Origin of the sequence: Saccharothrix mutabilis subsp. mutabilis (genome assembly GCF_039521145.1) — a bacterium.
GTDB classification, from domain to species: domain Bacteria; phylum Actinomycetota; class Actinomycetes; order Mycobacteriales; family Pseudonocardiaceae; genus Actinosynnema; species Actinosynnema mutabilis.
The window spans coordinates 1-3628 of record NZ_BAAABU010000049.1 but is presented as its reverse complement, the minus strand read 5'-3'; the positions used below and the strand labels follow the sequence as shown (position 1 = coordinate 3628).

At 47.7% G+C, this 3628-nt stretch carries 1 protein-coding gene; it reads left to right on the top strand.

Annotated features, from left to right (window positions below):
• The first annotated feature begins 1267 nt into the window (after window positions 1-1267).
• The gene (gene aph(3')-Ia / locus ABD126_RS38525) at window positions 1268-2077 is read left to right on the top strand and encodes an aminoglycoside O-phosphotransferase APH(3')-Ia (protein WP_099588326.1); all 810 of its coding nucleotides are present in this window, start codon (window positions 1268-1270) and stop codon (window positions 2075-2077) included.
• Window positions 2078-3628: the final 1551 nt, after the last annotated feature.

The window sequence follows — 3628 nt, the reverse complement described above, 5'->3', positions numbered from 1 at the left end:
TTGAGTGCTTCAAGTAGTGTGTGCCCGTCTGTTGTGTGACTCTGGTAACTAGAGATCCCTCAGACCCTTTTAGTCAGTGTGGAAAATCTCTAGCAGTAGTAGTTCATGTCATCTTATTATTCAGTATTTATAACTTGCAAAGAAATGAATATCAGAGAGTGAGAGGAACTTGTTTATTGCAGCTTATAATGGTTACAAATAAAGCAATAGCATCACAAATTTCACAAATAAAGCATTTTTTTCACTGCATTCTAGTTGTGGTTTGTCCAAACTCATCAATGTATCTTATCATGTCTGGCTCTAGCTATCCCGCCCCTAACTCCGCCCATCCCGCCCCTAACTCCGCCCAGTTCCGCCCATTCTCCGCCCCATGGCTGACTAATTTTTTTTATTTATGCAGAGGCCGAGGCCGCCTCGGCCTCTGAGCTATTCCAGAAGTAGTGAGGAGGCTTTTTTGGAGGCCTAGCTAGGGACGTACCCAATTCGCCCTATAGTGAGTCGTATTACGCGCGCTCACTGGCCGTCGTTTTACAACGTCGTGACTGGGAAAACCCTGGCGTTACCCAACTTAATCGCCTTGCAGCACATCCCCCTTTCGCCAGCTGGCGTAATAGCGAAGAGGCCCGCACCGATCGCCCTTCCCAACAGTTGCGCAGCCTGAATGGCGAATGGGACGCGCCCTGTAGCGGCGCATTAAGCGCGGCGGGTGTGGTGGTTACGCGCAGCGTGACCGCTACACTTGCCAGCGCCCTAGCGCCCGCTCCTTTCGCTTTCTTCCCTTCCTTTCTCGCCACGTTCGCCGGCTTTCCCCGTCAAGCTCTAAATCGGGGGCTCCCTTTAGGGTTCCGATTTAGTGCTTTACGGCACCTCGACCCCAAAAAACTTGATTAGGGTGATGGTTCACGTAGTGGGCCATCGCCCTGATAGACGGTTTTTCGCCCTTTGACGTTGGAGTCCACGTTCTTTAATAGTGGACTCTTGTTCCAAACTGGAACAACACTCAACCCTATCTCGGTCTATTCTTTTGATTTATAAGGGATTTTGCCGATTTCGGCCTATTGGTTAAAAAATGAGCTGATTTAACAAAAATTTAACGCGAATTTTAACAAAATATTAACGCTTACAATTTAGGTGGCACTTTTCGGGGAAATGTGTGCAGCTCTGGCCCGTGTCTCAAAATCTCTGATGTTACATTGCACAAGATAAAAATATATCATCATGAACAATAAAACTGTCTGCTTACATAAACAGTAATACAAGGGGTGTTATGAGCCATATTCAACGGGAAACGTCGAGGCCGCGATTAAATTCCAACATGGATGCTGATTTATATGGGTATAAATGGGCTCGCGATAATGTCGGGCAATCAGGTGCGACAATCTATCGCTTGTATGGGAAGCCCGATGCGCCAGAGTTGTTTCTGAAACATGGCAAAGGTAGCGTTGCCAATGATGTTACAGATGAGATGGTCAGACTAAACTGGCTGACGGAATTTATGCCTCTTCCGACCATCAAGCATTTTATCCGTACTCCTGATGATGCATGGTTACTCACCACTGCGATCCCCGGAAAAACAGCATTCCAGGTATTAGAAGAATATCCTGATTCAGGTGAAAATATTGTTGATGCGCTGGCAGTGTTCCTGCGCCGGTTGCATTCGATTCCTGTTTGTAATTGTCCTTTTAACAGCGATCGCGTATTTCGTCTCGCTCAGGCGCAATCACGAATGAATAACGGTTTGGTTGATGCGAGTGATTTTGATGACGAGCGTAATGGCTGGCCTGTTGAACAAGTCTGGAAAGAAATGCATAAACTTTTGCCATTCTCACCGGATTCAGTCGTCACTCATGGTGATTTCTCACTTGATAACCTTATTTTTGACGAGGGGAAATTAATAGGTTGTATTGATGTTGGACGAGTCGGAATCGCAGACCGATACCAGGATCTTGCCATCCTATGGAACTGCCTCGGTGAGTTTTCTCCTTCATTACAGAAACGGCTTTTTCAAAAATATGGTATTGATAATCCTGATATGAATAAATTGCAGTTTCATTTGATGCTCGATGAGTTTTTCTAACTGTCAGACCAAGTTTACTCATATATACTTTAGATTGATTTAAAACTTCATTTTTAATTTAAAAGGATCTAGGTGAAGATCCTTTTTGATAATCTCATGACCAAAATCCCTTAACGTGAGTTTTCGTTCCACTGAGCGTCAGACCCCGTAGAAAAGATCAAAGGATCTTCTTGAGATCCTTTTTTTCTGCGCGTAATCTGCTGCTTGCAAACAAAAAAACCACCGCTACCAGCGGTGGTTTGTTTGCCGGATCAAGAGCTACCAACTCTTTTTCCGAAGGTAACTGGCTTCAGCAGAGCGCAGATACCAAATACTGTTCTTCTAGTGTAGCCGTAGTTAGGCCACCACTTCAAGAACTCTGTAGCACCGCCTACATACCTCGCTCTGCTAATCCTGTTACCAGTGGCTGCTGCCAGTGGCGATAAGTCGTGTCTTACCGGGTTGGACTCAAGACGATAGTTACCGGATAAGGCGCAGCGGTCGGGCTGAACGGGGGGTTCGTGCACACAGCCCAGCTTGGAGCGAACGACCTACACCGAACTGAGATACCTACAGCGTGAGCTATGAGAAAGCGCCACGCTTCCCGAAGGGAGAAAGGCGGACAGGTATCCGGTAAGCGGCAGGGTCGGAACAGGAGAGCGCACGAGGGAGCTTCCAGGGGGAAACGCCTGGTATCTTTATAGTCCTGTCGGGTTTCGCCACCTCTGACTTGAGCGTCGATTTTTGTGATGCTCGTCAGGGGGGCGGAGCCTATGGAAAAACGCCAGCAACGCGGCCTTTTTACGGTTCCTGGCCTTTTGCTGGCCTTTTGCTCACATGTTCTTTCCTGCGTTATCCCCTGATTCTGTGGATAACCGTATTACCGCCTTTGAGTGAGCTGATACCGCTCGCCGCAGCCGAACGACCGAGCGCAGCGAGTCAGTGAGCGAGGAAGCGGAAGAGCGCCCAATACGCAAACCGCCTCTCCCCGCGCGTTGGCCGATTCATTAATGCAGCTGGCACGACAGGTTTCCCGACTGGAAAGCGGGCAGTGAGCGCAACGCAATTAATGTGAGTTAGCTCACTCATTAGGCACCCCAGGCTTTACACTTTATGCTTCCGGCTCGTATGTTGTGTGGAATTGTGAGCGGATAACAATTTCACACAGGAAACAGCTATGACCATGATTACGCCAAGCGCGCAATTAACCCTCACTAAAGGGAACAAAAGCTGGAGCTGCAAGCTTAATGTAGTCTTATGCAATACTCTTGTAGTCTTGCAACATGGTAACGATGAGTTAGCAACATGCCTTACAAGGAGAGAAAAAGCACCGTGCATGCCGATTGGTGGAAGTAAGGTGGTACGATCGTGCCTTATTAGGAAGGCAACAGACGGGTCTGACATGGATTGGACGAACCACTGAATTGCCGCATTGCAGAGATATTGTATTTAAGTGCCTAGCTCGATACATAAACGGGTCTCTCTGGTTAGACCAGATCTGAGCCTGGGAGCTCTCTGGCTAACTAGGGAACCCACTGCTTAAGCCTCAATAAAGCTTGCCTTGAGTGCTTC